General features: G+C 65.1%; 29 protein-coding genes. 15 read left to right on the top strand and 14 right to left on the bottom strand.

What is annotated here, in order from left to right:
* The first annotated feature begins 110 nt into the window (after positions 1 to 110).
* Genes ftsE through FMM02_RS06110 form a run of 4 tightly spaced genes read left to right on the top strand, consistent with a single transcriptional unit; the run spans position 111 to position 2906 of the window.
* On the top strand, positions 111 to 827 hold the full coding sequence (gene ftsE / locus FMM02_RS06095; protein ID WP_147494022.1) for a cell division ATP-binding protein FtsE: 717 nt from the start codon (positions 111 to 113) through the stop codon (positions 825 to 827).
* Positions 824 to 1690 carry a cell division protein FtsX gene (locus tag FMM02_RS06100; protein WP_147494023.1) on the top strand — a complete coding sequence of 289 codons (867 nt, stop codon included), beginning with the start codon at positions 824 to 826 and terminating at the stop codon, positions 1688 to 1690. Before ftsE ends, FMM02_RS06100 begins: the two co-directional genes overlap by 4 nt.
* Positions 1687 to 2223, top strand: a complete 537-nt coding sequence (locus FMM02_RS06105) for a YdcF family protein (protein WP_147494024.1) — start codon at positions 1687 to 1689, stop codon at positions 2221 to 2223. The genes FMM02_RS06100 and FMM02_RS06105 overlap by 4 nt, the downstream gene beginning before the upstream one ends.
* Entirely contained in the window at positions 2223 to 2906 is a 684-nt protein-coding gene (locus FMM02_RS06110; protein ID WP_342782478.1) for a lysophospholipid acyltransferase family protein, read from the top strand. Before FMM02_RS06105 ends, FMM02_RS06110 begins: the two co-directional genes overlap by 1 nt.
* On the opposite strand, the gene pheT is transcribed toward FMM02_RS06110, so the two are convergent.
* The 3 genes from pheT to FMM02_RS06125 are packed head-to-tail and all read right to left on the bottom strand — an operon-like array spanning position 2896 to position 7749.
* On the bottom strand, positions 2896 to 5247 hold the full coding sequence (gene pheT / locus FMM02_RS06115; RefSeq protein WP_147494025.1) for a phenylalanine--tRNA ligase subunit beta: 2352 nt from the start codon (positions 5245 to 5247) through the stop codon (positions 2896 to 2898). The two genes, FMM02_RS06110 and pheT, sit on opposite strands and share 11 nt — an antisense overlap.
* A complete protein-coding gene (pheS, locus tag FMM02_RS06120) occupies positions 5244 to 6302 on the bottom strand; it encodes a phenylalanine--tRNA ligase subunit alpha (protein WP_147494026.1) in 1059 nt (352 codons plus the stop codon). Before pheS ends, pheT begins: the two co-directional genes overlap by 4 nt.
* 43 nt (positions 6303 to 6345) lie before the next feature.
* On the bottom strand, positions 6346 to 7749 hold the full coding sequence (locus FMM02_RS06125) for a helix-turn-helix domain-containing protein (RefSeq protein WP_147494027.1): 1404 nt from the start codon (positions 7747 to 7749) through the stop codon (positions 6346 to 6348).
* Between the two features lie 132 nt (positions 7750 to 7881).
* Between FMM02_RS06125 and aceA the strand changes: the two genes are divergently transcribed.
* From aceA to aceB, 3 genes are read left to right on the top strand one after another with little or no spacing between them, the layout of a single operon-like run.
* Positions 7882 to 9159 carry an isocitrate lyase gene (aceA, locus tag FMM02_RS06130; RefSeq protein WP_147494028.1) on the top strand — a complete coding sequence of 426 codons (1278 nt, stop codon included), beginning with the start codon at positions 7882 to 7884 and terminating at the stop codon, positions 9157 to 9159.
* Between the two features lie 5 nt (positions 9160 to 9164).
* Positions 9165 to 9368, top strand: a complete 204-nt coding sequence (locus FMM02_RS06135) for a DUF4170 domain-containing protein (RefSeq protein WP_147494029.1) — start codon at positions 9165 to 9167, stop codon at positions 9366 to 9368.
* Positions 9365 to 10933 (top strand): malate synthase A, encoded by a 1569-nt coding sequence (gene aceB / locus FMM02_RS06140; protein WP_147494030.1) that lies wholly within the window; start codon positions 9365 to 9367, stop codon positions 10931 to 10933. The genes FMM02_RS06135 and aceB overlap by 4 nt, the downstream gene beginning before the upstream one ends.
* A gap of 73 nt (positions 10934 to 11006) precedes the next feature.
* Here the strand turns inward: aceB and rplT are convergent, their stop codons facing one another.
* From rplT to FMM02_RS06185, 9 genes are all read right to left on the bottom strand, one after another.
* On the bottom strand, positions 11007 to 11375 hold the full coding sequence (gene rplT, locus FMM02_RS06145) for a 50S ribosomal protein L20 (protein WP_147494031.1): 369 nt from the start codon (positions 11373 to 11375) through the stop codon (positions 11007 to 11009).
* A 15-nt stretch (positions 11376 to 11390) separates the two neighbouring features.
* A complete protein-coding gene (gene rpmI, locus FMM02_RS06150) occupies positions 11391 to 11594 on the bottom strand; it encodes a 50S ribosomal protein L35 (RefSeq protein WP_119532908.1) in 204 nt (67 codons plus the stop codon).
* Between the two features lie 138 nt (positions 11595 to 11732).
* The gene (locus tag FMM02_RS06155) at positions 11733 to 12338 is read right to left on the bottom strand and encodes a riboflavin synthase (protein WP_147494032.1); all 606 of its coding nucleotides are present in this window, start codon (positions 12336 to 12338) and stop codon (positions 11733 to 11735) included.
* 12 nt (positions 12339 to 12350) lie between these two features.
* The gene (gene ribD, locus FMM02_RS06160) at positions 12351 to 13301 is read right to left on the bottom strand and encodes a bifunctional diaminohydroxyphosphoribosylaminopyrimidine deaminase/5-amino-6-(5-phosphoribosylamino)uracil reductase RibD (protein ID WP_147494033.1); all 951 of its coding nucleotides are present in this window, start codon (positions 13299 to 13301) and stop codon (positions 12351 to 12353) included.
* Between the two features lie 10 nt (positions 13302 to 13311).
* On the bottom strand, positions 13312 to 13692 hold the full coding sequence (locus FMM02_RS06165; RefSeq protein WP_147494034.1) for a hypothetical protein: 381 nt from the start codon (positions 13690 to 13692) through the stop codon (positions 13312 to 13314).
* 8 nt (positions 13693 to 13700) lie between these two features.
* Positions 13701 to 14375, bottom strand: coding sequence for an energy transducer TonB (locus tag FMM02_RS06170; RefSeq protein WP_147494035.1), 675 nt, complete (start codon positions 14373 to 14375; stop codon positions 13701 to 13703).
* 80 nt (positions 14376 to 14455) lie between these two features.
* The gene (gene gltX / locus FMM02_RS06175) at positions 14456 to 15772 is read right to left on the bottom strand and encodes a glutamate--tRNA ligase (RefSeq protein ID WP_147494036.1); all 1317 of its coding nucleotides are present in this window, start codon (positions 15770 to 15772) and stop codon (positions 14456 to 14458) included.
* 32 nt (positions 15773 to 15804) lie between these two features.
* A complete protein-coding gene (locus FMM02_RS06180; protein ID WP_187107710.1) occupies positions 15805 to 16248 on the bottom strand; it encodes a hypothetical protein in 444 nt (147 codons plus the stop codon).
* 17 nt (positions 16249 to 16265) lie between these two features.
* Positions 16266 to 17912 (bottom strand): NAD+ synthase, encoded by a 1647-nt coding sequence (locus FMM02_RS06185; RefSeq protein WP_147494995.1) that lies wholly within the window; start codon positions 17910 to 17912, stop codon positions 16266 to 16268.
* 100 nt (positions 17913 to 18012) lie between these two features.
* Between FMM02_RS06185 and FMM02_RS06190 the strand changes: the two genes are divergently transcribed.
* The 4 genes from FMM02_RS06190 to FMM02_RS06205 are packed head-to-tail and all read left to right on the top strand — an operon-like array spanning position 18013 to position 21299.
* Positions 18013 to 18945, top strand: a complete 933-nt coding sequence (locus tag FMM02_RS06190) for a ribose-phosphate pyrophosphokinase (protein ID WP_147494038.1) — start codon at positions 18013 to 18015, stop codon at positions 18943 to 18945.
* A gap of 56 nt (positions 18946 to 19001) precedes the next feature.
* Positions 19002 to 20288: a 3,4-dihydroxy-2-butanone-4-phosphate synthase gene (gene ribB, locus FMM02_RS06195; RefSeq protein WP_147494039.1), complete on the top strand. Its 1287-nt coding sequence runs from the start codon at positions 19002 to 19004 to the stop codon at positions 20286 to 20288.
* Positions 20288 to 20704: a 6,7-dimethyl-8-ribityllumazine synthase gene (gene ribH / locus FMM02_RS06200; protein ID WP_147494040.1), complete on the top strand. Its 417-nt coding sequence runs from the start codon at positions 20288 to 20290 to the stop codon at positions 20702 to 20704. Before ribB ends, ribH begins: the two co-directional genes overlap by 1 nt.
* 19 nt (positions 20705 to 20723) lie before the next feature.
* Complete coding sequence (locus FMM02_RS06205; RefSeq protein ID WP_147494041.1) at positions 20724 to 21299, top strand: SOS response-associated peptidase family protein; 576 nt, start codon at positions 20724 to 20726, stop codon at positions 21297 to 21299.
* On the opposite strand, the gene FMM02_RS06210 is transcribed toward FMM02_RS06205, so the two are convergent.
* Together FMM02_RS06210 and FMM02_RS06215 are read right to left on the bottom strand one after the other, a co-directional pair.
* Positions 21296 to 21919 (bottom strand): SOUL family heme-binding protein, encoded by a 624-nt coding sequence (locus FMM02_RS06210; protein WP_147494996.1) that lies wholly within the window; start codon positions 21917 to 21919, stop codon positions 21296 to 21298. The genes FMM02_RS06205 and FMM02_RS06210 overlap by 4 nt on opposite strands.
* 35 nt (positions 21920 to 21954) lie before the next feature.
* Entirely contained in the window at positions 21955 to 23043 is a 1089-nt protein-coding gene (locus FMM02_RS06215; protein ID WP_147494042.1) for an alkene reductase, read from the bottom strand.
* Positions 23044 to 23164: 121 nt separating this feature from the next.
* Between FMM02_RS06215 and FMM02_RS06220 the strand changes: the two genes are divergently transcribed.
* The 4 genes from FMM02_RS06220 to feoB are packed head-to-tail and all read left to right on the top strand — an operon-like array spanning position 23165 to position 26922.
* Entirely contained in the window at positions 23165 to 24109 is a 945-nt protein-coding gene (locus FMM02_RS06220) for a DMT family transporter (RefSeq protein ID WP_246104737.1), read from the top strand.
* Between the two features lie 7 nt (positions 24110 to 24116).
* On the top strand, positions 24117 to 24776 hold the full coding sequence (locus FMM02_RS06225) for a COQ9 family protein (protein WP_147494044.1): 660 nt from the start codon (positions 24117 to 24119) through the stop codon (positions 24774 to 24776).
* A gap of 41 nt (positions 24777 to 24817) precedes the next feature.
* Positions 24818 to 25075, top strand: a complete 258-nt coding sequence (locus FMM02_RS06230) for a FeoA family protein (protein ID WP_147494045.1) — start codon at positions 24818 to 24820, stop codon at positions 25073 to 25075.
* Complete coding sequence (gene feoB / locus FMM02_RS06235; protein ID WP_147494046.1) at positions 25072 to 26922, top strand: ferrous iron transporter B; 1851 nt, start codon at positions 25072 to 25074, stop codon at positions 26920 to 26922. The genes FMM02_RS06230 and feoB overlap by 4 nt, the downstream gene beginning before the upstream one ends.
* Positions 26923 to 26957: the final 35 nt, after the last annotated feature.

Here is a 26957-nt window from a genome sequence, read left to right on the forward strand (position 1 = left end):
GTGGGGCGGGGCCTCCTGCGAAACAATTAACTTGGATAAACAGCAATGCTCCCGCCTTGGCAAGGCGGCCTGCCCCGTGCCACATCCGCTGCGACGGGAAGGGAGGCAGTTTGACGGGGAGTATCGTCGAGTTCGATCGCGTTGGCCTGCGCTACGGCACGGGCGCCGAGGTCCTGTGCGATCTCGACTTCCGCCTGTCCGAGGGAGGATTTTATTTTCTGACCGGCCCATCCGGTGCGGGCAAGACGTCGCTCCTCAAGCTGCTTTACCTGGCGCAGAGGCCGACGCGAGGCCGCATGTCGCTGTTTGGCGAGGAATTGGGCGAGTTGCCGCGCGAAGCGCTGCCTAGCTATCGGCGCCGAATTGGCGTCGTCTTTCAGGACTTCCGGCTGATCCGCCACCTGTCGGCGTTCGACAATGTTGCCTTGCCGCTGCGCATCGCCGGCTATTCGGAAGCCGAGGTGGAGGGTCCGGTACGGGAAATGCTGGCCTGGGTCGGCCTTGCCGACCGCGCCAGCGCCCGGCCGCCGACCTTGTCGGGCGGGGAACAGCAGCGCGTGGCGATTGCCAGAGCCGTGATTGCCCGTCCCGAACTGGTCATTGCCGACGAACCTACCGGCAACGTCGATGCCGCCATGGCACAGCGGATCCTGCACCTGCTGACGGCGATGAACCGGCTGGGGACAACGGTGATCGTTGCCACCCACGATGTCGGATTGATCGCCGCGACTCCCGGCGCGCAATTGATCCGTCTTGAAAAGGGCCTGCTGGTCGATCCGACAGGCGCGCTTCGCCATCCTCCACGCGGCGCGCAGGGGGCGCCATGAATTTCCTTACTGTATCCGAGCCGGAAAAGCGGCTCATCCCGTCAAGCGGCGTACGAGGGCCCGTACCCGTGCTGATTGCCATCATGACCTTTGTCATGGTGGTGGTAGGTGCGGCCGGCCTTGCGCTTGCCAACACCGCAGGAGTGGTGCGCAGCGGCGTCGAACATCGCTACTCGATCCAGATCATCGACGGCCGCTCCTCGGCCTCTGCCGCCGTCGCAGTCGCGCGGGGACAGCCGGGCGTGATCCGCGCCACGGCTGTGCCGCAACAAGAACTGCGACGAACGCTTGAACGATGGCTCGGGCCGGCCGCCGCAGCCGCCGACCTTCCGGTCCCGACCATCATCGATGTCGACCTCGCGCCCGGCAGCGACGCGGGGGCGATCGGCCGGCAGGTCGAAAAGGCCCTTCCCAATGCCCGCTTCGTCGCCCATCGCGACAGCCTCGCCCCAATGTTGGCGGCCCTCAATGGGCTGACCATGCTTGCTGCGGGGCTGATTGTCCTGATCGCCTTGGCCAGCGCCGCCGCAGTGGTGTTGGCCGCGCGCGGCGCGCTCGACACGCATCGCGGGACCATTGCCGTGATGCACGGCATCGGCGCCACCGACCGCCAGGTCGCGCGTCTGTTCGTCAGGCAGATCGCGGTCGATGCGCTGGTCGGCGGTTTTGCCGGAGCCGTGGTTGCGGGAGTGATCATTGCGCTAGTCATGGGCGGTGCCAGCCTTGCCGCGACAATTGTTGGGGAGCCGCCGCTCGGTTGGGCCGATGCCCTGCTGCTGGCAATGCTGCCGATCCTCGTCGCGCTACTTGCGACGCTGGTTGCCAGGTCGGCCCTGCTCAGGGCATTGCGCGACAGACTATGATCGCGCGTCTGCTGGCATTTCTGGCCGTCCTCTACGGACTGGGCTTTGCTCTTTATGCGGTGACCCTGGGGGAGCCGGCTGCGGACGATGCCGCACGTGTCGACGCGATTATCGTCATCACCGGAGGCAAGGGCCGGATTGAACATGCCGCGCGGTTGCTTGAAAGCCGCAAGGGCCGGCGGCTGCTGATCGCAGGGGCCGATCCTTCAGTTCGCAAGCGCGATCTGGTTTCCCGCCTCGACCTCGACCGTAAGCTGCTCGACTGCTGTGTCGACCTGGGCTCGGAATCAGTCGACACCAGGTCGAACGCCGAAGAGGCGAAACGGTGGATGGAACGGCGCGGCTATGACAGCCTGCGGCTGGTCACCAGTGATTGGCACATGCGGCGTGCCCGCTACGAATTTAACCGCCAATTCGCCCCAACGACGACGATCATTGCCGACGCGGTGCGGACGGAGCCGGCATTCCGGACGCTGTTCGGCGAATATAATAAGTATCTGCTGCGGCGGGTCAGCGTATGGCTGGATATCTGATGGCCCTGCTTCGATCTATCCTGTTTGCGCTGCTCTTCTATCCGGGGACTTTAGTCTATGTGTTGACGGTGATCGCCGTGTCGCCGATCGGCGACCGGCCGGTGCAAGCCGTCGTCCATGCCTGGTCGGCCTATCACCACTGGTTGGTTCGCTACCTGCTCAATATCCGTAGCCTGTGGGACGGGAAAATTCCCGAGGGCGCTTATTTGATCGCGGTCAAGCACCAGTCGATGATGGAAGCGGTCGACACGCTCCATTTCGCGCGCAGCCCGGTCGTGGTGATGAAGCGCGAACTTACCGTGATCCCCTTGTTCGGCTGGGTCACCCGTCGCTACGGGGTGATCGGCGTCGATCGCAATGCCGGCGCAAGCGCGCTCCGGGCGATGATGGTCGAGGCGAAGGCGGCAATTGCCGGGGGCCGGCCGGTGATCATCTTCCCGGAAGGGACCCGCGTACCTTATGGCCAGTCGCCTCCGCTGCAATCGGGCTTCGCGGGACTCTATCGTGCGCTCGGCTTGCCCGTGGTTCCGGTCGCGCACGATGTCGGGCGCATATGGGGCCGCGGTTTCGTCAAGCAAAGCGGTATCGCCCACTTCAAGGTCGGCGAAGTCATTCCTGCAGGTTTGAAGCGCGAAGAGATCGAGACGCGTGTACACGCCGCGATCAACGCGCTTACCCCCTGAGCTGCGCCCCCAGCTTCTCGGCGGCGGCAACGACCTTCTTGCCGATTTCGGCGATCTCGGCCTCGGTAAAGCTTTTCTCGCCCGGCTGAAGCCTGACTTCGACGGCCAGGCTCAATCCCTGTTCGCCTTCATAGCGATCGAATAGCCGCGCGTCGGTGATCGCCACCTTGTCGGCGCCTCGCACCGCACGGATCAGCGTGTCGGCCGAAAGATTTTCGGGCACGAGGAAGGCGAAGTCGCGGGACACCGCCTGAAGCAATGGCGGGCTGAATGCCGGTCGGGCCCGGTCGGCGCTGCGCGGCGCGGGGATGGCATCCAGGTAGATCTCCGCCGCCATGGTCCCGACCGGGGCGTCGAGCGCCTTGGCAATCCGCGGGTGGAGCTCGCCGAAGGCGGCCAGCATATTCTTGCCGAGGCCGAGCGTGGCCGATCGGCCGGGGTGCCAGGCATCGCCCGCGCCCATCGACAGCTGGAGGCTGGCGACGGGAGCGCCGGCGGCGTCGAGGAGGGCGAGCGCTTCGGCCTTGGCATCGAATGCATTGAACGGCCGGGCCTTGCCCGATTGCCATCCCCGCGGCCGCTTGTCGCCGGCCAGGAGGAGGCCGACGGTGGGCCGCTCGCCGTCGGCCTGATAGCGCCGACCGACCTCGAACAGGCGGATGCTCGCCGCGCCGCGATCGGCATTGCGCCGCGCCGCCGCGACCAGACCAGGCAGCAGCGAGGGACGCATATGCTTCATCTCTTCGCTGATCGGGTTGGCCAGCGCATGGGCAGACCCACCGAACAGCGCGGCTTCCCGCTCCGCGATGAAGCTCCAGGTGATAGCCTCGTCCAGCCCGCGCGCGGCGGCAGCGCGGCGAACCCGCCGTTCGGCCAGCTGACCGCGCGTGGCGGTGGGCCGGGCCACGCCGCTGGCACGGGGCAGCGGGGTCGAGGGAATGGCGTCGAAGCCGACGATCCGGGTCACTTCCTCGACGAGGTCGGCCCCGCCATCGATGTCGCGCCGCCAGCTGGGAACCACCACATCCTTGCCGTCGAACTCGAAGCCAAGCCGCTGGAGGATCGCGCGCTGTTCCGCTTCCGCAACCTCCATCCCCGCGAGCGAAGCGGCTTTGGACGGCTCGAACGCAATGCGTTTCGGCGTCACCGGCAGTTGGCCGGCGCGGGTCACTCGGCTTGCTTCGCCGCCACAGATGTCGAGGACCAGCCCGGTCAGCACGGCCAGTCCGTCGTCCAGGAAGGCCGGGTCGACACCGCGCTCGAACCGGCTGCGCGCATCGCTGGTAAGCTGCAGCTTCTGGCCGGTCCGGGCGATATTCTCGGGGGTGAAATAGGCGATCTCGAGCAGCGTTTCGCTGGTTGTCTCGCTGACCCCTGAATGTTCGCCGCCCATGATCCCGCCAATGTCATGGACCTGCGCTTCGTCGGCGATGACGGTCATCGAGGAATCGAGTTCATACTGTTTGCCGTTGAGGGCAAGTACCGTTTCGCCCTCGCGCGCGCGGCGAGCCGATACCGCGCCGGTCAGCTCGCTGAGGTCGTAGGCATGGGCCGGGCGGCCGAGATCGATCATGACATAATTGGTGATGTCGACCAGCGCCGAGATGGGCCGCTGTCCGGCCGCCACAAGGCGGCGCTGCATCCAGTCGGGCGAAGCGCCATTGGAAATGCCGCGCACGGTGCGCCCGAAGAACGCCGGGCAGCCTTCGGGGTCGTCGGTTCGGATCGCGACCGGGTTGTCGAAACTCCCTTCGATCGCCGGCACCTTTAGCGGCTTGAGGGCGCCCAGTCCGGTTGCCGCGAGGTCGCGGGCGATCCCGCGGACGCCCATGCAGTCCTGCCGGTTGGGGGTGATCGAAATGTCGAAAATGGGATCGTCGAGCCCCGCGAAATCGGCGAAGCTGGTGCCGACCGGAGCGTCGGCTGCCAGTTCGATGATTCCGTCATGATCCGTCCCCAGCTGAAGCTCGCGGGCGCTGCACATCATGCCGTTGGATTCAACGCCGCGGATAGCCGCTTTCTTGAGGGTGAAGTCGCTTCCCGGGACATAAGTGCCAGGACCGCCGAACACGCCGACCATCCCCGCCCTTGCGTTGGGCGCTCCGCAGACGACCTGCAACGGCTCGCCATCGCCGATGTCGACGCTCAGCACCTGCAGCTTGTCGGCCTGCGGATGGCGCTCGGCGGTGAGGACTCGGGCGACGGTGAACGGCCGAAGCGCTTCAGCCGGATTGTCGACGCTTTCCACCTCGAGCCCGATGCGGGTGAGCGTCTCGGCGACCGCCGCCGCATCGGCGTCGGTGTCGAGATGATCCTTGAGCCACGACAGCGAGAATTTCATGCGCCGACTCCCCCGGAAAGCGTGGGCACGTCGAGGAAGCGGAAGCCGTAATGCTTCATCCACCTGAGATCGCCATCAAAGAAGGCGCGCAGATCGTCCATCCCATATTTGAGCATCGCCAGCCGGTCGACGCCGGTGCCGAAGGCGAAGCCCTGCCATTCATCGGGGTCGAGGCCGCAGGCGGCGATGACACGCGGATGAACCATGCCGCTTCCCAGCACTTCCATCCAGCCCTCGCTGCCGCCAACCACGCGGCGGCCCTTTTCCATCGACCAGCCGACGTCGACCTCCGCCGAAGGCTCGGTGAAGGGGAAATAGCTCGGGCGCAGGCGAAGGACGATATCCTCGCGCTCGAAAAAGGCCTTGAGGAAGGTCTCGAGCGTCCACTTCAAGTGGCCCATCGTAATGTTGCGGTCGATCACCAGTCCTTCGATCTGGTGGAACATCGGCGTGTGGGTGGCATCGCTATCGCTGCGATAAACGCGTCCCGGCGCGATGACGCGGATCGGCGGCTGCTGGCTTTGCATCGTGCGGATCTGGACTGGCGACGTATGGGTGCGAAGCACCATCGGCCGCTCTTGTTCGCCGGCGACATAGAAGGTGTCGTGCATCGCCCGGGCCGGGTGGGTCTCCGGAATATTGAGCGCGGTGAAATTGTGCCAATCGTCCTCGATTTCGGGTCCCTCGGCGACCGCGAAGCCGAGATCGGCGAAAATCTCTGCAAGCTCGTCCATCACTTGGCTGACCGGATGGATCGACCCGCGAGGATGTTCCGGCGCGGGCAGTGACAGGTCGACCCGCTCGGTGGCCAGTCGGCGGTCGAGTTCGGCCGCCTCCAACGCTTCCTTGCGCTCGGCGATCGCACCGCTCACCGCCTCGCGCAGGGCATGGATTTTCGGCGCTTCGGCGGTGCGGGTGTCGGCGTCCATGCCGCCCAGGCTTTTAAGCAGGGCAGTGATGCTTCCGGACTTGCCCAGCGTTTCGACCCGGATGGAGTCGAGCTGGCCGAGGTCGGGAGCGGCGGAAATGCGGTCGATAATGGCTTGGCGGTCCATGCCGCCGCCTTAGCCGCGCTGCACTGCAAAAAGCAAAGGGATGTCAGCCGGCCACGAAGGGATAGGGCGAAATGGTCTTGCGGTCCTTGTCGACCGCCAGCAGCCGCCCTGCCGGCGGTGTCGCGCGATAGCCGCAGTCGAGCCTCGGGCAAATGGCGCAGGCCGGCCCCACCGGGGTCACCGGCGCCTTGTCGAGGTCATAGCCTTCCGCGCAGTGCAGCTTGTTGGCATGGTCGATCGGGCAGCCGAGCCCGATCGCCAGCAACCCGGCCCCAAGCTCGGTGCGGATCGGTCGCTCGATGGTCCGCGCCACAGTAAAGAACTTTTGGCCGTCGGGGGTTTCGATCAGTTGGGTGACCACCTGTCCCGCGGCCTGGAATGCGGCGTGGAGGTTCCAGCGTGGGCAGGTGCCGCCGAATCGGCTGAACGGGAATTGGTCGCCGGCATAGCGTTTGGAAATATTCCCGGCCGGGTCGACGCGCAGCATGAAGAATGGGACCCCGCGCTGTCCTGGGCGGCTCAATGTGGTGAAGCGGTGCGCCACCTGTTCGACATTGGCGCCGAACTCCCCGGTCAGCCGGTCAATCGCGTAGCGGGACGTCTCGCAGGCGGCGAGGAAGCGGCCATAGGGCATCATGATCGCCCCGGCCGCATAGTTGGCGAGATGCATGTGCAGCAGCTGGGCGATCCCTTCGTCCGGGGCCTCGGCTTCGCCGACCATCTGAGCCAGTAATCCGGCAAACTCGAGCAGGGCCAGCTGGTAGGCGAGCGCAAAAGTGCGGTTTTCGGCCTTGAGCTGGCTCGACATCAGAAATTGGCGGCGATCCTGATCGAAGGACTGGCTAAGATTGCCGAGCTCGGCCTGCGGCACAACCTGCGCGCTGACCCCCCAGGCATCGCGCAGGCGGCGGCGCAGCGGTTCGGCGACCGACAGCGGGTCGCGCAGCGCGCCGCTGAGCGTCTCGCATGCTTCTTCCAGCTTGGGGTAATGGTTTCGGTGCGCCTGGATATAGTCGCGCACCCAAATCTCCGGCGTTACAACCGCCCGTGCGTCGCCCCCGGCGGCAACTCCGCCCTCGCGCCCCGCTTCCTTGAGCGCGGCGTAAAGCCGGGCGATCGCGTCAGCGACCGATGGAGCATTGTTCGCAAGCTCGGCCAATTCGTAGCGCGGCACGCCGAGGTCCTGCAGGAGGACATCGGAGAAAATCTCGCGCAGTTCGTCGGGGCCAGTTCGATGGCCGCCGTCAGCCGCAAAAGCGCGGATGTCGACGTCATAGCTTTCCGCAAGCTTGAGGAGCAGCGCCGCGGTCACCGGCCGCTGATTGCGCTCCAGGTGGTTGAGATAGCTTGGCGAGATACTCAGGCTCGATGCCATGTCGGTCTGCGTTAACTCATGATCCCGGCGCAGCCGGCGGAGACGATGGCCAAGGAATAATTTGTTCGACATGTCGATGTTCTGTCAATTAGCCACAAGTCATACAAGTAAATTTGTGACAAACACCCGTTTTTTGTCGTAGCCATTTCGCCCGCTCATGCTTTGGTTGTTGAAGATCCCCCTACAAACGCCGGAGCAGTGGCCTTGAAAAATTTTGACCAGTTAGTGCCCGCCGCGCCGGGCCGGTTCAGCGGAATTACCCGCCCCTATGGACCCGGCGATGTCGCTCGGCTGCGCGGAAGCTTCGTCCCCGACCATAGCCTCGCGCGTCGCGGGGCGACCAAGCTGTGGGAACGGCTAAAGCAAGACGAGCCGGTGCGCGCCCTCGGCGCCGTTACCGGTAATCAGGCGATGCAGATGGTCCGCGCTGGCCTCGAAGCTATCTACCTGAGCGGCTGGCAGGCTGCCGCCGACGCAAACACCGCCGGGGCGATGTACCCCGACCAATCGCTTTACCCCGCCAACACCGGCCCGGAACTGGCCCGGCGGATCAACCGCACGCTGCAACGTGCCGACCAGATCGAGCACGCCGAAGGCGGCGCGGATCGCGACTGGTTCGCGCCGATCGTCGCCGATGCGGAAGCCGGGTTCGGCGGCCCGCTGAACTGCTTCGAAATCATGAAGGCCTATATCGAGGCCGGGGTCGCGGGGGTCCATTTCGAGGACCAGCTCGCTTCGGAGAAGAAGTGCGGCCACCTTGGCGGCAAGGTGCTTATTCCGACCCAGGCCGCTGTCCGCAACCTCGACGCGGCTCGGCTTGCTGCCGACGTGATGGGCGTCCCGTCGCTGCTGATCGCGCGGACCGATGCCGAAAGCGCCAAGCTGATTACCAGCGATATCGACGAGAGGGACCGGCAATTCCTGAGCGGGGGGCGGACACCGGAAGGCTTCTTCCGCCTCAAGGAAGGCACCGGACTCGCCCATTGCATCGCGCGAGGCCTCGCTTTCGCCGAGCATGCGGACCTGCTGTGGTGGGAAACCAGCCATCCCAATCTCGACGATGCGCGCGCCTTCGCGGAGGCCGTGCACGCAAGATACCCAGGCAAGCTGCTGGCCTATAATTGCTCGCCCAGCTTCAACTGGCGGGCGAAGCTCGATGAGGCGACGATCGCCAAGTTCCAGCGTGAGCTCGGCGCGATGGGATATAAGTTCCAGTTCGTGACCCTGGCCGGATTTCACAGCCTCAACCACGGCATGTTCGAACTCGCATCGGGATATCGCGACGAGGGCATGACGGCCTATTCGCGGCTCCAGCAAGCCGAATTCGCCAGCGAAGCCGCAGGATATACGGCGACCCGCCACCAGCGTGAGGTCGGGACCGGCTATTTCGACGCCATCGCCACCGCCATTTCTGCCGGCCGGGCCTCGACGGTGGCGCTCGGCGAATCAACGGAGGCCGCGCAGTTCGCGGCGGCACAATGAGGGGCATGACCATGGGACAACGTTATTGGATCGTTGGCGGTGACTACCGGGACTGCCGGTTCGACGAAATCACGATGGGAACGGAGGAGGTCTCTGGCCCCTTTGCGAACCTTGAGCGCGCGCGAACCGAATGGACCCGCCTGTCGTTCCGCGACCGGTTATGTGCGACCAAGCGTTACGTCATTACGCAGGAACAGATTCGCGTATGACTATGCTGCTCGATCGAACGATGGCGGTCGCCGTGCCTTGCGCGGTCGACGGGGCCAAGGAGATTTTGACCGAAGGCGCGCTCGGCTTCGTCGCCGCACTTCACGAACGGTTTGACGCGCGGCGCCTCGACCTGCTCGCGGCGCGGATCGAGCGGCAACAACGGTTTGACGCTGGAGAAATGCCGGATTTTCCAGCAGAGACGCGACACATTCGCGAAGCGGACTGGAAAATCGGACCCATCCCCGACGACCTCGTCGATCGGCGGGTCGAGATCACCGGCCCAACCAACGCCAAGATGGTGATCAACGCGCTCAACTCCGGCGCCAAGATCTTCATGGCCGACTTCGAGGACGCCACGGCGCCGATGTGGAAAGAACTGGTCGAGGGCCAGGTCAACCTGCGCAACCGTTGGCTCGGCAAGCTCGACCATACCGACCCCGATTCCGGAAAATATTATGCCTTGGGCGAAGATCCCGCGGTCCTGATCGTGCGACCGCGCGGCTGGCACCTTATCGAACGCCATGTCACCGCGCAGGGATTGCCCGTTTCGGGCGCGCTGTTCGATTTCGGGATGTACCTTTGGCACTGCGCCGCCAATGCGCTCGCCGCTGGCTCCGGGCCCTATTTCTATCTGCCCAAGCTGGAAGGCCGGCACGAAGCCGAACTGTGGAGCGATGTTTTCGCCTTTAGCGAAGAATGGCTTGGCCTCGAACGCGGGACTATCAAGGCAACGGTCCTGATCGAAACCATTCCCGCCGCTTTCGAGATGGACGAAATACTCTACGCCCTGCGGGAAAATGTCGTCGGTCTCAACTGCGGCCGCTGGGATTATATCTTCAGCTTCATCAAGCGGCTGGGCCGTTCGCCCGACCGACTAACCCCGGATCGCTCGGCGATGACCATGGATAAGGCCTTCCTCGCCGCCTATTCGCTCCGCCTCATCGCAACGTGCCACCGGCGCGGCGCCTTCGCGATGGGCGGGATGTCGGCCGCCATCCCGGTCAAGGGCGACGAGGACGCCAACAGGCGGGCGATGGCCATGGTCCGGGCCGACAAGCTGCGCGAAGTCGGCAACGGCCATGACGGCACCTGGGTGGCGCATCCGGCGCTCGTGCAAGTGGCGATGGACGCCTTCGCTTCGATGAGCGGGGCTAATCAGTTGTCGACGGTGCCTGGCGACATTCCCGGCCGCGACGCGATGCTGACGCTTCATGCGGGGGAGCGGACCGAGGCGGGCGTCCGCGAGAATATCCGCGTCGCGGTGCAGTATATCGCTGCCTGGCTCGGCGGCCGGGGCGCGGTCCCGCTCTATAATTTGATGGAGGACGCCGCGACCGCGGAGATCTGTCGCGCGCAGCTATGGCAATGGCTGCGCTACGAAGCGCTGATCGACCATGATCGCCGGTTCAGCCGCGACCTGTTTGAAGAGTGGTTGGCCGACGAGCTTCGGAACTTGGGCGACGGGCCCAATCTTCGCCCGGCCGCACTCCTGTTGCACGAACTGGCGACAGCGCCCGAGTTCGAGGAGTTTCTGACGCTGCCCGCATATGAGATGATCGACTAAGCAAGGGCGGGGCGCAGCAAAAAGGCGCCGGGATCGCTCCCGACGCCCTCCTGCGTTTCGAAACCGACGAAGTTTAGGCGGCTGCCTTGGGCAGCGCGGCCTTCGCCTGGGCGATGATCGCCGAGAAGGTTTCCGCCTCGTGCATAGCAATGTCGGCCAGGACCTTCCGGTCGAGATCGATGTTCGCCAGCTTCAGCGCGTGGATGAACTGGCCATAGGTCAGTCCTTCGGCGCGAACCGCGGCGTTGATGCGCTGGATCCACAGGGCGCGGAAGCTGCGCTTCTTCACCTTGCGGTCGCGATAAGCGTACTGCCCGGCCTTTTCGACGGCCTGGCGGGCGATGCGGATGGTGTTCTTGCGACGGCCATAATAGCCCTTCGCATTGTCCAGGATCCGCTTGTGCTTGGAGCGGGTGGTTACACCCCTCTTGACGCGTGCCATATCTCGCTAGCTCCCTTAATTGAGGCCGTAGGGGGCCCAGAGCTTGACGCGCGCCGTATCGGCGTCGGCAAGCACTTCGGTGCCGCGGTTCTGACGAATATATTTGGCGTTATGGCTGATCAGACGGTGGCGCTTGCCCGCGACACCATGCTTGATCTTGCCCGTGGCCGTTAGCTTGAAGCGCTTCTTGACGCCGCTCTTGGTCTTGAGCTTGGGCATTTTCGTCTCCTTGTTGCGTCAACAGACGCGACGTTATCGAACTGCCACGGCAGCCCTAACTGGCCGGGCGGTTCGGAATTCCAATGATCTGGAAAGCGGGGGCGCCTATACGGGGCGCAGGCGCCGGACGCAAGGCCTCTAGCGGCCGCCGGCCTCGGCCATTCGCCTAAGGTAGCGGGCCAATATATCGATCTCAAGGTTCAGCTGCCGTCCGACCACGATCCCGCCGAGGGTCGTGTGATCCGCGGTATGGGGAATGAGGTTGACGGTAAAGCGGGTCGAATCGCCCCGGTCCTCGACCTGGTTGACGGTGAGGGACACGCCGTCGAGCGCGAGCGATCCCTTTGGCGCGATCGCCGCGCCAAGGTCGCGCGGCGCATCGACCGAAATATCCAGGCTACCGCCAACTTCATCGACCGAGGCGACGGTGGCGATGGCGTCGACATGGCCGGTGACGATATGACCGCCAAGTTCGTCGCCGACCCGCAGCGCCCGTTCCAGATTGAGCCGGGCGCCCTCCTGCCACAAGCCGGGCGCGGTGCGTCGGACGGTTTCGCGGCTGACATCCACCGCAAACCAGTCGGGCCCCTTGTCCACCACCGTCAGGCAGGCACCCGAACAGGCAATCGAGGCGCCGAGGTCGACGCCGTCAAGGTCATAGGAACAGCCGATGACGAGCCGCAGGTCGTCGCGCTGCTGGGCGCTTCGAACGGAGCCGACGTCGGTAATGATTCCGGTGAACATGGGCCTCGTCCTTCAGTCGCGGACGCGCTCGTAGACCTCGAGCCGGTCGATGCCAAGCCGCGCCCCGTCGCCGATGCGCCACCGGCCATGAGAGTCGGCGATTGCATCGAGACCGATATAGCCGAAGCTCGATTTGCCTTCGCCGACCAGGATCGGCGCGCGGTAGATCAAGATACGGTCGACCAGGTCGGCGGCGAGGAACGCCGTGGCGGTGGCCGATCCGCCCTCGACCAGCAGATCGTTGACGTCATGAAGCCGATGCACATCTAGCGGAGAAGAAAGGATTTCCCAGCCTTCGACCGGCCCACCGCGGGTGAGCAGGGCGCGGCGGGGCGACCATTGTTCGAGTCCCGGTAATCGAACGTCCAGTTTCGGCTGGTCGGCCAGGAAGGTGCCGCGACCGACCAGGATCATGTCGCTGTGCGACCGTTCCAGATGGACGTGGGCGCGGGCATCCTCGCCGGTGATCCACTTGCTCTCTCCTGACGGCAGCGCAATCTTGCCATCGATCGACAAGGCGAGCTTTAGGGTCACCCGCGGTCGACCGAGCCGAAGCCGGGTCAGATAGCCCGACAGGCTTTGCCCGGCGCCGCGCTTGCCGATCCCGGTCTTCACCGTGACCCCGGCATCGCGGAGCATGGCGATCCCCGCGCCATTGGTGCGCGGATCGGGGTCTTTGAGCGCGATCACCACCCTGGCGACTCGGGCTTCGGCAATCAGCCTTGCGCAGGTCGGCCCGCGTTCACTGCGGTGGGCGCAGGGCTCCAGCGTGGTGAAAAGTGTGGCGTCCCGCGCCGCGGGGCCGGCGTCGGCCAGCGCAACGGCCTCGGCATGGGGGCGTCCGCCGGTCGCGGTGGCGCCCCGGCCGACGATCGCATCGTCCCTGACGATCAGGCAGCCGACATTGGGATTTGCACCAGTCCGGCCGCGAGCGGATTCGCCGAGCCGCGCCGCCTCGGCCATGTACCTCGCGTCACTCGATGCCAAGCTGCTTCTCTAGCTTCTGGAATTCCTGGCGCCGCGCCTCCTCCGCCTTGCGCCTTCGCTCCGACGCGACCTTCTGCTCGGCGATGATCTCGGCATCGGTCCGCTCCGGCCCGTAATTCTCGACCCAGACAATGGTCGGGGACGGGGCCGTGTTGATCTTCGAATCGACGAAGAAAATGATGACGATGATCGCCGTGACCAGCACCGATAACGCCGCGCCGATGATCTGCTCGCGGCTGCGCTGTCCAAGAAATGCCCGCAGGTCGGCGAGCGCGACGCGTGGGCTGGAAGTCGGAGGAAAGATGGCCATGGCCCGGAAAAGATAGGGGGCCGAACCGTAAAGGACCAGCCCCCGAAGAGAGGTCATGCGGGGCTTCAGGCGTCGTCCAGCCGGAAGCTCAGGGTGATGGTGACGGAGGAGGCGACGGATGCACCACCCTCGGTCGCCGGCTTGTAGCGCCAGTGGCGGATGATGTGCCGACGGGCAGATTCCAGGAAGGCCGGATCGGCCCTACCGACCGGATCGACGGAAATAACACGGCCGCGCGGGTCGATCACCAACCGGAGCCGCAGCACCGCTTCTTCTTCGGCCCGCAACTTCGCCGCCGGATATGGAGGGCGAACGGAATCGGCCGGCGTTGCGAAGCGGGCGGCAATGCGGACAGGATCGCCGCGCGGCACATCGAGCGGAATGGTCGGTCCGTCGTTCGCGTTGCCGACGATGGTGCTGGAGCTGTCGGCGGGCGGGCCGAGGTCGAGCGGAAGGGCAGGCGGCAACTTGGGGATCGGCACTTCCACACTGGGCGTGTCGATTCTGCTGTCGGTGGAGCGGGGCGGCTGGGCCGGCGGCTCCGGCGGGATCGGCGGAGCCGGCAGCGGGACGTTGACGATCTCGGTCGGTACGAAGGGGTCGCCGCCCGGAACCAATTCCATCTTGGCGCTCAACACCGCGCCGATCACGACCGCATGGCCGACAAGGATGAGGACAAGACTGGTGGGGGAGCCTCCGCGGGCGGCGGTACGGCGCTGGGTGTCGGCATAAGCGAGCATGACAAATCTCCTGCCTTGGAGACCGTAATGTTACATCATTACATGCCTAATGCAAGCAGGAAGAATGGTAGAGTCGGACGCTAGTGCGACGCGGCGTGCAACCGCGCAACGGCCCGGTCTTGGCCGATCAGCTTGACCAGCGGCGCCATCTCCGGGCCGGAACCCCGACCGGTCAGCGCGACGCGGAGGGGAAGGAACAGCATGCGACCCTTGCGGCCCGTCGAAGCCTTGAGCGCGTCGGTCAGCTCGTGCCAAGGGTCGCCGGACCAGTCGAGCGACGCCGCGACGTCAGCCGCTTCGGCCAGCAATCCCTTGTCGTCTGGCACGACTTCAGCAGTCTCGATTTCCCCATGGATCACCGGCACCCAGTCCCTGGCCTCGTCCAGCCGGGCGAGATTTCCTCGCAGAGCCATCCATTGGGGTTCGTCGATTTCGGCGGGCAGCCGGTCTGCTACCGCGGCATAATCCGTCTGATGAAGCAACCGCGCGTTGAGTTGTTCGACCTCCGCGAGATCGAAATGGGCGGGCGCGCGTCCGAAGGTACCGAAGTCAAACCCCTCGGCCAGTTCGTGCAGCCCGTGGTGCGCCTCGACCGGTTGCGATGTCCCGAGCCGCGCCAGCAGCGAAAGCAGCGCCATCGGCTCCAGCCCGGAATCGCGCATCGCATCGATCCCGGTGGAGCCAAGCCGCTTCGATAATTTGCCCTCGGCGGCGACCAGCAGCGCCTCATGGGCAAAGGCCGGCGCTTCGGCCCCGAGCGCGGCGAACATCTGCAATTGGACCGCACTGTTGGACACATGGTCTTCGCCGCGGACGATATGGGAGATGCCGAGGTCAATGTCGTCGATTACACTGGGCAAGAGGTAAAGCCAGCTGCCATCGGCCCGGCGAATGACCGGATCGCTGATCAGCTTCGGATCAAACTGCTGCCGACCGCGGACGAGGTCGTCCCAGACGATCAGAGATCCGTGATCGAGCTTGAAGCGCCAATGGGGGGGCACGCCTTCAGGAGCCGGCGACCCCTCGGGCTTGCGCTCATAAACCGGCGGGAGCCCCCGTCCCAGCAACACCTTGCGGCGCAGCTCCAACTCCTCCGGCGTTTCGTAACAGGCATAGACACGGCCTCCCGCGCGCAGCCGCTCAAATTCCCGCTCATAGAGCGGGAACCGCTCCGATTGGCGCACCATGGCGTCATTCTTGAGGCCAAGCCAGTCGAGATCCTCGACAATCGCGGCGACATATTCCTCGCGCGACCGTTCGCGGTCGGTGTCGTCGATGCGCAGCAGGAAGCGCCCGCCATGGCGGAGGGAGAATAGCGCGTTGTGAAGCGCTGTCCGGATGTTGCCGACGTGAAGGCGGCCGGTCGGCGAGGGCGCGAAGCGGGTGACGACGGTCATCGCCCGGCCCTACCGCCGCCGCGCCGCCAAGGCTAGCGCCGTTCCAGCGTGATAGTCCCGCTTGTCCCCGACAAATTGGCCTGCCTGCCTTCGTTCGCGAACACCGCGATGTTCATATCGCCAAGCTGGGCAAAAACGAATTCCGCGTCGGCGCTCGGCGTTCCGCCGCAGTTGCTGCTTCCGCCCGGCGAGGGCGTGAAGGCCACGCTGTTGCGCTGCTGGTTGTAGGACCAGGCGCGGCGCAAGCAGCCGACCGAGAAGGTCGCGGTGCCGTTGGCGAAGGCGGCGGTCATGCCCAGACTCTGGGCGGCGGGCCCGACGCTGGATGCGGTGACGGCCCAGCTTCCGTCGAGCGCGGGAACTTCGGCCGGGGCTGCCGCCGCTTCGGCCGCATCATTGGCGGCGGCGTCATTGGTCGGCCCGCTCGCTGGCTCGGCGGCGCAGCCCGCAAGCAGCAGGGCGATGAGGGCAGTCATGCGCATCAATTCAATCCTCAATGGGTGTGGAAGGCGTTGGTGATCGGATACCGACGGTCGCGGCCGAAGTTCCGGCTGGTCAGCTTCACCCCCGGCGGGGCCTGGCGGCGCTTATATTCGGCGCGAAGAAGCTTGCGTTCGATGTCCGCGACTACCGCAGGGTCGGCGCCGGTCGCGGCGACCGTTTCGCGCACGGACAATTCACGGTCGACCAGCGCCTCGAGGATCCGGTCGAGCAGGGCATAGGGCGGCAGGCTATCCTCGTCCTTCTGATCCTCCCGAAGCTCTGCGGTCGGCGGCTTGGTTATCACGCGCTGCGGCATGACCGGGCCATCGGGGCCCAGAGCGCCAATGGGCCGGTGGGCGTTACGCCAGCGCGACAGGGTGAAGCAGGTCGTCTTGTAGGCGTCCTTCAGCACCGAATATCCGCCCGCCATATCGCCATAGAGCGTGGCATAGCCGACGCTCATCTCGCTCTTGTTGCCGGTCGTCAGCAGCATGTGTCCATGGGCATTGCTCAAGGCCATCAGCGTAACCATGCGGAGCCGCGACTGGATATTCTCGGCCGCCAGCCCGTTGATGCCCGGCAACATCTTGTCCATTGCATCGACACCCGACCCGATGGGGACGATGTCGTGGCGCACCCCGAGCAATCGCGCGCATTCGGCCGCATCTTCAAGACTGTCAGGACTGGTAAAGCGCGATGGCATCATCACGCACCAAACCCTGTCCGCGCCGAGCGCATCGACTGCGACCGCCGCCGACAGCGCGCTGTCGATTCCGCCGGACAGGCCGAGGATCACCCCGGGAAAACCATTGGCACCGACATAATCCCGAAGCGCGACGATCATCGCTCGGTACATATCCTCGGGGAACGGCGAGAGCTCCTCCTTGGGTCCCGCTTCACAGCGCCAACCGTTAGGCGTGTCGGCCCAATCGGTCAGCAGCATGACCTCGTCGAAATCGACCGCCTGCAAAGCGATCGTTCCGTCGTCGTTGGTCACGAAGCTCGATCCGTCGAAGACCAGCTCATCCTGCCCGCCTACGCGGTTGAGATAGGCTAGCGGCAATCCGGTTTCGACCACCCGCTCCCGCACCAGCCGCTGGCGCAGTTCGTCCTTGTCGATTTCATATGGGCTGCCGTTTGGCACCAGCAGAAGCGCGGCGCCCTGGCGTGCGAGATGCGCGCAGACCTTTTCCTGCCAGATGTCCTCGCAAATGGGGACGCCGATCCGCACGCCGCGAAACTCGAGCGGTTCAGGCAGCGGGCCATGACCAAACACCCGTTTTTCGTCGAACGTGCCATAGTTTGGCAGTTCATGTTTCAGCGTCCGGCCGATGACCTTGCCGCCTTCCGCAAGCAGCATGGCGTTATAATTGATGCCATGTTCGGCGACGATCGCGCCGAAAAGAAGCGCCGGGCCCCCGTCGGCGGTCGCATCGGCGAGCCGCGTGGCCCAATCTATCGCCTGCCGTACGAATTCGGGCTTCAGCATCAGGTCCTCGGGCGGGTAGCCGGTCAGCTGCAGTTCGGGGAACATGACCAGCTCGGCGCCCTCCGCGGTCGCGCGGGCGCGCCATTCGAGCATCGCCGCCGCGTTGCCGGCGAGGTCGCCGACCCGCTGGTTCGACTGGATTAGGGCGATGCGCAGCCGGTTGGTCACAGCCATCGCTTTAACGCGGCTGTCTGGCGCCGCAACCTTGCCCTTGCCCGCTGCCCTTTCTAAGGGGCGGCTACGGGGTCAGCGATACAGGATCATCACAATGAAATTGCTCGCCGGGAACAGCAACTTGCCACTGGCGAAAGCCATTGCCGATTATCTGGAATTGCCGCTGACCCAGGCCAGCGTTCGCCGCTTCGCCGACGAAGAGGTTTTCGTCGAAATCCAGGAGAATGTCCGGGGCGAAGACGTATTCGTGGTCCAGTCGACCAGCTTCCCTACCAACGACAATCTGATGGAGCTGCTGATTTGCATCGATGCGCTGAAACGCGCGTCGGCCAAGCGAATCACCGCCGTCATTCCCTATTTCGGTTACGCCCGGCAGGATCGGAAGCCGGGGCCGCGTACCCCGATTTCGGCCAAACTGGTGGCCAACCTCATCACCAAGGCCGGCGCCGACCGGGTGCTGACGATGGATCTGCACGCCGGGCAGATCCAGGGCTTCTTCGACATTCCGACCGACAACCTCTGGGCGGCGCCGGTGATGGCCGCCGATATCCAGGCGCGCTATTCGAACAAGAGATTGATGGTCGTGTCGCCGGACGTCGGCGGGGTGGTTCGGGCGCGCAGCCTGGCCAAGCGGCTCGACAATGCGCCGCTCGCGATCGTCGACAAGCGTCGCGAACGTGCCGGCGAGTCCGAAGTGATGAACATCATCGGTGACGTTGAAGGCCATTGCTGTGTGCTGGTTGACGATATTGTCGATTCGGCGGGCACGCTTTGCAATGCCGCCGCCGCGCTCAAGGAGCAGGGCGCAACCGAGGTCGTCGCCTATTGCAGCCACGGGGTCCTTTCGGGTGGCGCGCAGGCGCGGGTCACCGCAAGCGTGCTGACCGAACTGGTGGTCACCGATTCGATCTTTCGCGAAGGGCTCGACGGATCGACCAAGCTCCGCCGCCTAACGATCGCCCCATTGTTCGGCGAGGCGATCCACCGCATCGCCGATGAAAGCAGCGTTTCCAGCCTGTTTGATTAAATGCAATGTGATTAACGGCGCTTTGCAATCACATTACCATGTGATAGCGGCGCCAAATGTCTACGACCCTCATCGAAAAACTCTCCGCGCTGGTCGACAGTGGCGAAGCCAGCCGGAGCGGGCTGGCGCGCGCTGCCGGCCTCCATCCCAACAGCTTGCGCAAGCTCGGCGCACCGGACTGGAACCCGACCGCCGACACGCTGGTCCGGCTCGAAAAGCTGATTGATGGCGGAGTTCAGGATGTGCTGGTGGGCGCCGAGGCCATCATCCACGAGGCCCGCAACGGCCGTATGTTCATCCTGGTCGATGATGACGACCGGGAGAATGAGGGCGACTTGGTTATCCCGGCACAGATGGCCACCCCGGACGCGATCAATTTCATGGCTCGCCACGGCCGCGGGCTGATCTGCCTTGCACTCGGCAAGGAGCGGGTCGACGCGCTCGGGCTGGAGCCGATGGCGCGGCGCAATGGGACGCGGATGGAAACCGCCTTCACCGTGTCGATCGAGGCGCGCGAGGGGGTGACGACCGGAATTTCCGCCGCCGACCGGGCGCGGACGGTCGCGGTGGCGATTGACGCCGCCAACGGGCCGGACGCGCTGGTGTCGCCGGGCCATGTCTTCCCGCTGGTGGCGCGACCCGGGGGGGTGCTGGTCCGGGCCGGGCATACCGAAGCGGCGGTCGATGTCGCCCGCCTCGCCGGCCTTAACCCCAGCGGGGTCATTTGCGAGATCATGCGCGAAGACGGAACCATGGCCCGGCTCGACGACCTGATGGCCTTCGCCAAGGTCCATGGACTGAAGATCGGCACCATTCGCGACCTCATCGCCTATCGGCTGAAGAAGGATCATATGGTTGAACGGGTTGCCCAGACCCGCTTCACCTCCGGGTCGGGCGCCGACTGGACCGCCCAGGTGTTTCGCGACAAGGCGAGCGGCGAGGAGCAGCTGGCGTTGGTCCATGGATCGATTGCGCCCGACCGGCCGACCCTGGTGCGGATGCATAGCATCGACCTGTTCGCCGACCTGCTCGGTGAAGCCGGTCCGCGCGCCGGGCTGTTGCACGGGGCGATGCGGATGATCGAGGCCGAGGGCGCGGGCGTGGTCGTCGCGCTGCACGCGGCGGCACAGGGCTCGCTCAGCCTGGTCACCGACCTGCGGTCGGGCAAGCCGGCAGAGACCGGTCCCGCGCTGCGAAGCTATGGCGTCGGGGCGCAGATCCTTGCCGCACTTGGCATCCATGACATGATTCTGTTGACCAACACGCGTCATTCGCCGGTCGGACTCAGCGCCTATGGGCTGGCCATCGTCGAGGAACGCTGCATCGCCGGGACGGAGCAATAATGGCCCATGTGCTGATCGCCGAGGCCCGCTTTTACGGCCATTTGAACGACATGCTGCTTGCCGGCGCCCGCGCCGCGCTCGACCAGGCCGGGCACAGCCACGAAACGCTGACCGTGCCGGGAGCGCTGGAACTGCCCGGGGCGATCGCGCTCGCGGCGGAAAGCGGCAAGTTCGATGCCTATGTCGCCCTTGGCGTAGTGATCCGCGGCGAGACCTGGCACTTCGAAATCGTCGCGGGCGAGAGCGCCCGGGGCCTCATGGCGCTGACGCTCGATGGGCTAGCCGTGGGCAACGGCATCCTGACCGTTGAGAATGAAGCGCAGGCCATCTTCCGCGCCGATCCGAAACAGGCCAATAAGGGCGGCGGTGCGGCGGATGCGGCGCTTGCGCTGCTGGCCCTTAAGTCGCGCTTCTAGGCGCGCCAGGGCTTCGCCGATGTGCAACCTCTACCGACTGCACAGGGGCACGGATGCGATCCGCCAATTGTTCGCCGAACAAGGGTTCCAGCTAAGCTTTCCTGAAGGTGCCCCCAACCTGGAACTGCGCGACGTTAGAATCACCGACCGCGCGCCGATCGTCCAAGCGGCGGGCGATGGCTATGCGCTGGTCGAGCGGCGGTGGAGCTGGCCATCAAGCTACGGCAAGCCGCTCTACAACTTGCGATCCGAAGGACGAAACTTCCCGCAGAACCGCTGCCTCGTCGTTGCCGACGGTTTTTATGAGTACACGACGCCGGCCGACCCCAAGCAGAAGCGCAAGGATCGCTGGCTGTTCACTCCGACTACCGGGACCTTGCTCGGCATTGCCGGGATTACACGCGAATCGCCCGGGGTGGGCGCGGCATTCACCCTTTTGACTGCCGAGCCGGGACCCGATGTCGCACCGCTTCATTCGCGGCAGATCGTCCTGCTCGATCCTGCCGATTGGGCGGGCTGGCTGAGCGGCGAAGTTCCCAGCCGGAACCTGCTCAAGCCGACCCCGGCCGGATTCCTGAAGGTCGAACCGACCTAGCCGATTGGTAGCCAAACCTCGTTGCGGCGCAGTGGGCCAGGGATCATCGGGCTGTTGTAGAAAGCATATTCCGGTTCGCCGTCACTCTTTTCACCGTTGCGCGCCAGCCATCCGCGGAGCCGGTCTTCCTGGTCCGCGAGCAATTTGTCACCGCCGCGGCCGGCAAAGCTCACCACCGCGATCTTGCGCGCAGGCACTTTGACCAGTTCCACTCCATCGGGCGGCTGGGGAAGCTCGGCCCGGTCGCGCAGCATTACGAAGCGCGTTCGCCACGCCCCTTCAAGGGCATCATTGAACAACGGGGGGTCGCTGGCCATCGGGTCGCCCCCGTCCTGGATGACGGGGACGGTCATCGGCAGCTTCTGTCCGCCGCGCGACTTGGCGAAAATATAGTCGGCGAGGATCCGGAAACCCTGGCTTAGCGCGTCGCGGCGCGGGCCGTGCACCACCGTCTCGGCGACGACCATCGCCGGATAGTCGCGAAGCTGATAGTCGCCGTCAGTCAACAGCGTGCGATAGTCGGGCTCCGGCGTCTGCTTTTCACGGAATAAATAATAGGCCCCGCCGAGCAGCGCCGCGCCGACCGCAGCCGCCGCGCCCGCCATCATGTCCTTCCTCATCGCCAATGTCCCTCCTTGGTGGGGACTCGAACCGGTCAGGCGGCTTCCTGTTCCCTAAGCAGCGGATAGTCTGTGTAGCCTTCGCGGCCTTGCGTGTAGAAGGTGGCGACATCCCAGCCGTTAAGGCCATGACCGCCCTGGATCCGGTCGACCAGGTCTGGATTGGCGATGAACGGGCGGCCGAAGCTGATCGCGTCGGCGATGCCTTCCGCAAGCCGCGACTGCGCGCTGTGTCCATCATAGTCGCTGTTGAGCACCAGCTTTCCGGAATAGACCTGCCGGATCTTCGGACTGACGGGAGCTTCATCGGTTGCCCGGAACGTCGAATCCGGGCCGGGCTCGCGCAGCTCCAGCCATGGTACGCCAAGCCGCTCCAGTTCGGCGGCGGCGGCAGTGAACAGCGCGTGGTTGTCACTGTCGTTACAGCCCTGCGCCTCGCCGATCGGGGAAAGGCGGATGCCGGTCCGGTTGGTACCAATTTCGGCGGTAACGGCTTCGACAACCTCGCGCATGAAGCGCAGGCGATTGGCGATCGGTCCGCCATAATCATCGGTCCGCAAGTTGGTGCCGTCGCGCAGGAACTGGTCGATAAGATAGCCATTGGCGCCGTGGATCTGCACGCCATCAAACCCGGCACGGATCGCATTACGGGCAGCGCGCGCATAGTCGTCGAGCGTGAGCTTGATCTCGTCGTAGGTCAGCGTCCGAGCTTCAACATAATCCTGCTTTCCCTCATAGGTGTGGGCATAGGAAGGAGCCGTAGTTGCCGAAGCGCTGACCGGCTGACCTTGCCCGACGCTGGGGTGGACCAGCCGGCCCATGTGCCACAGTTGCGCGACGATCCGCCCGCCGGCCTTGTGCACGGCTCCGACGACCGGCTTCCAGCCTTCGACTTGTGCGTCGCTCCAAAGCCCCGGCGCATATGGCCAGCCGAGGCCGATCCGGCTGATCCCGGTGGCTTCGCTGATGATCAGCCCGGCCTTGGCACGCTGCGCATAATATTCGGCCATGACCGGGGTCGGCACCGCTTCGCGGCTTGCTCGTGCGCGAGTCAACGGCGCCATCAGGATGCGGTTGGGACTGGAAATCCCGCCAAGCTGGATGGGATCGAACAATGGGGACATGCGAACTTCCTTGCTAAGCCGGCCGCGCCGGAACTGCGCCGCCAATAGTTGCATATTAAAACCGGCCCAAGGAAGTTTCCCGGGCTTTTCGATAAGCCAGCCTTATCGACTTAGCTGCTGCTTGTCGCTTCCGCGGGCGGGCAAATGCGCTTACGGGCAACTGGTGGCCCAGCAAAAACCAACATCGCTTGCCTTCATTGCCCTGCTTGTCGGCAATGTAGCGCTCGCCACGGGCCCGTTCCTGGTGAGGAACAGCGGCGTCGGCCCGGTCGCTGCCGGATTCTGGCGGCTGGCGCTCGCTCTGCCCTTTTTGTGGGCGATCGCATGGATGTTTCGTCAGCCCGTCCAGTGGCCGAAGCGGACGGTGACCCTCGCCATTGCCGGCGCTGCCTTTTTCTTCGCTGCCGACCTTGCGGCCTGGCACGCGGGGATCCTTCTGACCAAGCTCGGCAACGCCACCCTGTTCGGCAATATCAGCAGTTTCTTCTTCGCCGCGTGGGGGTTGTGGCTGGTCCGGAAATGGCCCTCGGTGCTGCAGGCGGCCGCCTTGACGCTGGCCGCGGCCGGTTGCGGGCTGCTGATGTGGGGGAGCGCGGAACTTTCCGCGGCCAATTTGCGCGGCGACCTGCTCGCCGTGCTCGCCGGGCTGCTCTACACCGGCTACCTCATCCTCGTCGAACGCACGCGGGGCGGACTCCAGCCGATGCCGCTGCTGTTCATCGCCAGCCTGTTCGGCGCGGCAATGCTGCTTCCGGCTGCGCTTGCCGCCGGTGAGCAAATCCTTCCCGACAATTGGACCGCCCTGGTTGCACTGGCCGTTTGCAGCCAAGTCATCGGGCAGGGACTGCTGGTTTATGCGCTTGGACACCTCCCGCCGCTCGTGATCGGTATTGCCATGCTCACCCAGCCGGCGCTCTCGGCACTGCTTGGCTGGCTCTATTACGGAGAGGCTTTCACCCCGCGCGATTGGAGCGGTGCGGCGATGATCGTCGTCGCGCTGGTGCTGGTCCGCATGCGCGAGGGATCGGCGCCACGCTTGCGCCAGCCGGTTGTCGCGCCCAATTAGGGTCGAAATGGCCACGGACAAACCCACACCGCTCGAAGCCCTTCGGCTCAAGCTGGCGCTTGCTGTCGGCGAAAATGCCGCTTTTGACGGCTGGACGCAGAAGGCCGTCGACAGTGCGGCAGCCCAGCTTGGGATCGACCCGGCCCAAGCCCGGCTGGCCTTTCCCAAGCCGCCGGCGAAAATGGTCGAAGCCTGGATCAGCGGCGTCGACGCGGCGATGGCGGCTGAATATCCGGCGGAGCGAGTCGCAGCGATGAAGGTTCGCGACCGCATCCGTTCGCTGATTTGGGCCCGGCTTGAGCTTGCCGCTCCGGCGCGTGAAGCGGTTCGGAGCGCGCTAGCGATCCTAGCCATGCCGCAAAATGTACCGCTGGCGTTCAAGACGGGTTGGCGGAGCGCCGATCTGATGTGGCGGATCGCCGGCGATACGGCGACCGATTATAACCATTATTCCAAGCGGCTGATCCTGTCGGCGGTTTACGGGTCGACGCTGCTTGCCTGGCTCGACGACCGGTCGGAAGGCTGGGCGGACACCGCCGCCTTTCTCGACCGGCGGCTGGGCAATGTCATGAGCTTTGAAAAATGGAAGGCCGAGTGGACGGGTAACGATATTCGCCGGCCAAGCCTGTCGCGCTTTCTCGGCCGATTGCGATATCCGCCACGTTGACGGGCTTTTCACCAGCAGTTGTTAATGATAATCGCTCGCAAATGACCGGCGCCATCGTTCCTCTCGACCAGCTTTCGCTCGGCTCTTCGGGGCGGGTCGTGGCGATCGACTGGTCCGCCCTAGGGCAGGCAGAGGCGGCAAGGTTGCGGCATTTCGGCTTCGACGAGGGCGTTTCCGTTACGCCGATGCACCTCGGCCCTCTCGGTCGCGATCCCCTTGCGGTCAAGGTCGGGCGGATGACCGTAGCGATCCGCCGGAGCCACGCCCGCGCGGTCAAAGTCACGACCGAACCGGCATGAACCCTGTCCCGTTGGTAGCGGTCGCCGGCAACCCCAATGCCGGAAAGAGCGCACTGTTCAACGCACTGACCGGCGCCCGGCAAAAGGTCGGCAACTATCCGGGCGTGACGGTCGAGCGGCACGTCGGCAAGACCGTGCTTCCCGACGGCTCGCCAGTCGAGCTGGTCGACCTTCCGGGTGCCTATGGCCTCGATCCGACCAGCCTCGATGAAGCGGTGACCCGCGACGTGCTGATCGGGCGGCAGGCTGGCGAGCGGCTGCCGTCCGCCCTGCTGATCGTCGTCGATGCCTCGAACCTCGACAATCATTTGCGCTTCGCGCTGCAGTTGATCGACCTCGGCCTGCCGACGGTGGTGGCCTTGAACATGATCGATATGGCCCGCCGCGACGGGCTGGAACTCGATGCCGCAAGGCTTGAAGAACTGCTCGGCGTTCCGGTTGTCGAAACGGTCGCGGTGCGCCGGCGCGGGCTCGATGACGTCCTTTCCCGCCTTGGCGAACTTCTTGCCCAGCCGCGAAAGATCCGAAGCGGGGATGGCCCTCCTCCCGATTCGCTGGCCTTACAGCGCCGCGCCCGCGAGATCGCGACCGCGGCCGTGGTCAGCGAAGCCCCGGTGCGTCGGATTACCCATCAGCTCGACGGCGTCCTGCTTCACCCGGTCGCCGGTCCGCTGATCCTGACGGTGATCCTGTTCCTGATGTTCCAGGCCGTCTTTTCCTGGTCGGCGGTGCCGGCGGACGCGCTTGAGGCGGGGACGATGGCGGCCGGCGAAGCGATCGGGAATGCTCTACCCGACGGATGGCTGCGATCGCTGGTCATCGACGGCCTGTTTGCCGGCGTCGGCGCGGTAGTGGTATTCCTGCCCCAGATCCTCATCCTGTTCCTGTTCATCCTGGTCCTCGAATCGACGGGCTACATGGTCCGCGCGGCGTTCATCATGGACCGGCTGATGAGCCATGCCGGGCTGTCGGGCCGGGCGTTCATTCCCTTGCTGTCGAGTTTCGCCTGCGCCGTTCCGGGGATCATGGCGACGCGGACGATCGACAATGAAAAGGACCGGCTGACCACCATCCTGGTGGCGCCCTTGATGACCTGTTCGGCGCGCCTACCGGTCTACACGCTGGTCATCGCCGCCTTTATCCCGGCGGCGCGCATCGGTCCGGGAATTGGCCTTCAGGGGCTGGTCCTGTTCGGGCTTTATGTCGCCGGGATCATCGGGGCGCTGCTGGCTGCGCTGGTCTTGCGGCGAACGGCGGTCAGCGGCGGCGGCGGCGCGTTCATGATGGAACTGCCCAAGTATCAGATGCCGCGGCTCAGCGACGTCGGCATCGGTCTATGGCAGCGCGCTACCATCTTCCTGAAGCGCGCCGGGACGATCATTCTGGCCACCACGGTCATCCTGTGGGCGCTGGCCAGCTTCCCCCAGGCCGGAACGGGGCAGAAACAGTCCGAAGTGTCGATCGCCGGAAAGATCGGCGACGCAATCCACACCGTGGTCGCCCCGATCGGGTTCAACAAGGACATCAGCATGGCGCTGCTGCCCGCGATGGCGGCCCGTGAAGTGGCGGTTGCGGCGATCGGGACTGTTTACGCCCTTGATGCAGAGGATGAGGCGGGGCTTCAGACATTGGAAGAACGGCTGGCCGGACGGTGGAGCCTGGCGACGGCGCTGGCCTTCCTCGCCTGGTTCGTCTTCGCCCCTCAGTGCATTTCGACGATCGCCATCACCCGCCGCGAAACCAACGGTTGGCGCTGGCCGTTGTTCATGGTCACCTATCTGTTCGTGCTGGCCTATGCCGCCGCCGGGGCAACCTACTGGACGGCAGTTTCCTTTGGCCTTGGCTAACGCTGCGGGCGGGCCTAACGCTGGGCATCAAATCT

This window comes from Sphingomonas xanthus (genome assembly GCF_007998985.1).
Classification (GTDB): domain Bacteria; phylum Pseudomonadota; class Alphaproteobacteria; order Sphingomonadales; family Sphingomonadaceae; genus Sphingomicrobium; species Sphingomicrobium xanthum.

What these genes read in the sequence shown, in the direction of transcription:
- FMM02_RS06100 (WP_147494023.1), top strand. Translation starts at nt 824, where the DNA reads ATGAATTTCCTTACTGTATCCGAGCCGGAAAAGCGGCTCATCCCGTCA.
- FMM02_RS06105 (WP_147494024.1), top strand. Translation starts at nt 1,687, where the DNA reads ATGATCGCGCGTCTGCTGGCATTTCTGGCCGTCCTCTACGGACTGGGC.
- FMM02_RS06110 (WP_342782478.1), top strand. Translation starts at nt 2,223, where the DNA reads ATGGCCCTGCTTCGATCTATCCTGTTTGCGCTGCTCTTCTATCCGGGG.
- pheT (WP_147494025.1), bottom strand. Translation starts at nt 5,247, where the DNA reads ATGAAATTCTCGCTGTCGTGGCTCAAGGATCATCTCGACACCGACGCC.
- pheS (WP_147494026.1), bottom strand. Translation starts at nt 6,302, where the DNA reads ATGGACCGCCAAGCCATTATCGACCGCATTTCCGCCGCTCCCGACCTC.
- FMM02_RS06125 (WP_147494027.1), bottom strand. Translation starts at nt 7,749, where the DNA reads ATGTCGAACAAATTATTCCTTGGCCATCGTCTCCGCCGGCTGCGCCGG.
- FMM02_RS06135 (WP_147494029.1), top strand. Translation starts at nt 9,165, where the DNA reads ATGACCATGGGACAACGTTATTGGATCGTTGGCGGTGACTACCGGGAC.
- aceB (WP_147494030.1), top strand. Translation starts at nt 9,365, where the DNA reads ATGACTATGCTGCTCGATCGAACGATGGCGGTCGCCGTGCCTTGCGCG.
- rplT (WP_147494031.1), bottom strand. Translation starts at nt 11,375, where the DNA reads ATGGCACGCGTCAAGAGGGGTGTAACCACCCGCTCCAAGCACAAGCGG.
- rpmI (WP_119532908.1), bottom strand. Translation starts at nt 11,594, where the DNA reads ATGCCCAAGCTCAAGACCAAGAGCGGCGTCAAGAAGCGCTTCAAGCTA.
- FMM02_RS06155 (WP_147494032.1), bottom strand. Translation starts at nt 12,338, where the DNA reads ATGTTCACCGGAATCATTACCGACGTCGGCTCCGTTCGAAGCGCCCAG.
- ribD (WP_147494033.1), bottom strand. Translation starts at nt 13,301, where the DNA reads ATGGCCGAGGCGGCGCGGCTCGGCGAATCCGCTCGCGGCCGGACTGGT.
- FMM02_RS06165 (WP_147494034.1), bottom strand. Translation starts at nt 13,692, where the DNA reads ATGACCTCTCTTCGGGGGCTGGTCCTTTACGGTTCGGCCCCCTATCTT.
- FMM02_RS06170 (WP_147494035.1), bottom strand. Translation starts at nt 14,375, where the DNA reads ATGCTCGCTTATGCCGACACCCAGCGCCGTACCGCCGCCCGCGGAGGC.
- gltX (WP_147494036.1), bottom strand. Translation starts at nt 15,772, where the DNA reads ATGACCGTCGTCACCCGCTTCGCGCCCTCGCCGACCGGCCGCCTTCAC.
- FMM02_RS06180 (WP_187107710.1), bottom strand. Translation starts at nt 16,248, where the DNA reads ATGACTGCCCTCATCGCCCTGCTGCTTGCGGGCTGCGCCGCCGAGCCA.
- FMM02_RS06190 (WP_147494038.1), top strand. Translation starts at nt 18,013, where the DNA reads ATGAAATTGCTCGCCGGGAACAGCAACTTGCCACTGGCGAAAGCCATT.
- ribB (WP_147494039.1), top strand. Translation starts at nt 19,002, where the DNA reads ATGTCTACGACCCTCATCGAAAAACTCTCCGCGCTGGTCGACAGTGGC.
- ribH (WP_147494040.1), top strand. Translation starts at nt 20,288, where the DNA reads ATGGCCCATGTGCTGATCGCCGAGGCCCGCTTTTACGGCCATTTGAAC.
- FMM02_RS06205 (WP_147494041.1), top strand. Translation starts at nt 20,724, where the DNA reads ATGTGCAACCTCTACCGACTGCACAGGGGCACGGATGCGATCCGCCAA.
- FMM02_RS06210 (WP_147494996.1), bottom strand. Translation starts at nt 21,919, where the DNA reads ATGAGGAAGGACATGATGGCGGGCGCGGCGGCTGCGGTCGGCGCGGCG.
- FMM02_RS06215 (WP_147494042.1), bottom strand. Translation starts at nt 23,043, where the DNA reads ATGTCCCCATTGTTCGATCCCATCCAGCTTGGCGGGATTTCCAGTCCC.
- FMM02_RS06225 (WP_147494044.1), top strand. Translation starts at nt 24,117, where the DNA reads ATGGCCACGGACAAACCCACACCGCTCGAAGCCCTTCGGCTCAAGCTG.
- FMM02_RS06230 (WP_147494045.1), top strand. Translation starts at nt 24,818, where the DNA reads ATGACCGGCGCCATCGTTCCTCTCGACCAGCTTTCGCTCGGCTCTTCG.
- feoB (WP_147494046.1), top strand. Translation starts at nt 25,072, where the DNA reads ATGAACCCTGTCCCGTTGGTAGCGGTCGCCGGCAACCCCAATGCCGGA.